Annotated in this window: 1 protein-coding gene; it reads left to right on the top strand. The window is 56.6% G+C overall.

From position 1 onward, the window contains the following. Positions 1-2370, top strand: a 2370-nt coding sequence (locus FOY56_RS23265) for an OmpA family protein (RefSeq protein WP_146348529.1), incomplete at its 5' end; no start/stop codon positions are given. Between the last annotated feature and the right edge of the window lie 162 nt (positions 2371-2532).

The following is a 2532-nucleotide window of genomic DNA, read 5'->3' as shown; positions in this document are numbered from 1 at the left end:
ACCGATGCCCTCACCGGCGATGTGGTCAGCGGTCTGAGCCTGGATCCGGCGACCGGTCTGGTGACAGTTGCGGCTGGCACCCCGGCGGGCAGCTATGTAGTGGCCTATGAGATCTGCGAGATCCTGAACCCCGAGAACTGCGCCACGGCCGAGATCACGGTTCCGGTGCGCGTCGAGGTGGGTGCGATCGAAGGCCGTGTCACGCGTTACGTTTCTGGGCACGCAGGGGTCGTTGTGAACCTGATTGACGAGGAGACTGGCCTTCAGGTGGCATCGACGACAACGGGCTCAAACGGAGACTATACCTTCGAGGGTGTCGCACCAGGCAAGTACACGGTCGAGTTTGTGAATACGACCGGTGAAGGCTCTACAGCAGTCGCAGAAAGCGATGACTACAGCAACGTGGCAAACCAGATCACAGGCATCGAGGTTAAGGGCGGGAAAGTGGAAGCAGCACAGGATGCCATCCTTCTAGACCCGGCCGGCGTCATCTATGACTCACAGTCTATGGCTCCGATTGCCGGTGCGACTGTTACGTTGTTGCACAACGGAACGCCTGTGCCCGACGCGTGGCTGAACGGCGTCGTAGGTGACCTGAACAATACTGTCACCGGATCTAGCGGAGCCTATAGCTTCTTTCTGGATCCTCTGATTGCTCAAAGTGGCGCCTATTCGATCAGGGTTGCCCATCCGAGTTATATCTTCCAATCGGAGGCCATTCAGCCGGCGGCAGGTGTGTACAACTCCGGTCTTGGTGGCGGTGTGGTTCAGATCGTCCCCAATGCGGCTCCAGCGGCGGGTTCGACGACCTACTATCTCGACTTCAATTTCTCATTCGATCCCGGCAACGCGGCAGGTACATCAAACGGAATCGTGCACAACCACATTCCACTTGACCGTGACCTGCTTGGTTCGGTCGAGGATGATGTGCGCGAAATCCTGGAAGACGACCTGGCGACAACCATGACCCAGCTGAGCAATCGGATGGAAGGCTTTTCGTCCGGCGCGCTTGACCGGCTGAAGTCACGGGATTCTGGCGCGTGCATGCGGGCTGTGAACAACGTTCTGGAGCGGGATAACATCCACTTCGATACGGACAAGGATATCATCAAGCCTGAAAGCTATCCTGTTCTGGATGAAATCGCCGAGATCTTGGGTACGTGTTCGGGAAGCAGTTTCGTGGTCGCCGGCCATACTGACTGGCGCGCGAGTGAGGCTTACAATCAGGATCTCAGCGAACGGCGCGTCATTGCCGTCATCGCGGCGCTCAAGGAGCGTGAGGTCGATACGACCGGGTTCGTCGCGCGCGGCTACGGTGAATCCCGCCCGATTGCGTCCAATGACACTCCGGAAGGGATGGCGCGCAACCGGCGGGTCGAATTCATGGCCATTGAAGAAGATCTTCATGCATCAGAGTGTCGTGACAGCGATAACGCGGACAGAAACATGAATTTCTCGGCAAATGACTACGGGGTGAATTTCGACCGTACGTCGAAACGCGAAATTTATGACTGTTCAACAGACACCTGGACGATTGTCGAAGGCGAAGTCAGGGTTCTGAAAACCGATAGAGACATCACTCAGGGTATGTTCAACCTGTCGTACCGCCGCGAAAAATTCGTCACCGAAGACCATGTGCGGGGCTATTTCCTAGGCGCTTATGGCAGCCGCAGCGATGTTTCCGGGGCGGCTGATGGCGACATTCGCGGGGCGGGTGTCTTTGGCGGGATCTATGGCGCCAAGTGGCTTCGCGATGATCTTTACTTCGACTACTACGCTGGGCTTGCGGCCGGACATCACAAGTTCGATCTGAATTTCGCCCGGGCAAACGGAGCGATCAATGCAAGCGGGCACTACAACTATTATGCAGGTTTTGCCGGCATGGCCTTGTCTGGGCAAACCGAGTTCAAGAACCTTACGCTGTCCCCTCGCGCCGGAATCGACCTGTCGTACTCGCCGGGTGGCCGGGTAAGCTTGACAGCGACGCAGTCAGCTCTTTCCCAGAGCAGCAGCTTCGATATGCAGGCAATGAACGGAGGTCGAATCTATGGTGAATTGGACTTGGCAATTCCCACAAAGAACGAAAACGTGACCATCTACGTTGCTCCGCGGTTCTCGTGCTACAAGGCGATCGGTAACTTCGACGCAGCTTGCGGCTTCGGTGGATCGCTGGACATCATTGGCCACGAAAACAACAGCGGATTTGGCTATGCCATCGGGCTTGAAACAGAGCAGGCCCAAGGGTTCCGTTCGGGTGCGCTGTCGTTCAGTTATCGTAAGCGACTCTGGGGCGGCATGCTGGAAGGCAGTGCATCGGTCTCGGGTCTCTCCGACTTCGTGCTGCGCCAAGATTTCAGGTTGCAGTGGTAAGTGGGTTTGTCAGGAAATCTCAGGTGGTGGCTCGGCGGATGATCGAACTGGTCTATCCCAAATGGTTCATTGGAAGGCAGCGAACGTGAGCAGCCCCACTTGAGTGGTCCATTTTAAAAGTTAGTGCATGATTGGCCGTTGATCCATCGGGATGATGGCCTC

This window comes from Falsiphaeobacter marinintestinus (assembly GCF_007923355.1).
Lineage (GTDB): Bacteria > Pseudomonadota > Alphaproteobacteria > Rhodobacterales > Rhodobacteraceae > Phaeobacter_A > Phaeobacter_A marinintestinus.
The sequence above is the reverse complement of the archived record's forward strand: the minus strand, read 5'-3'. Positions and strand labels throughout refer to the sequence as shown.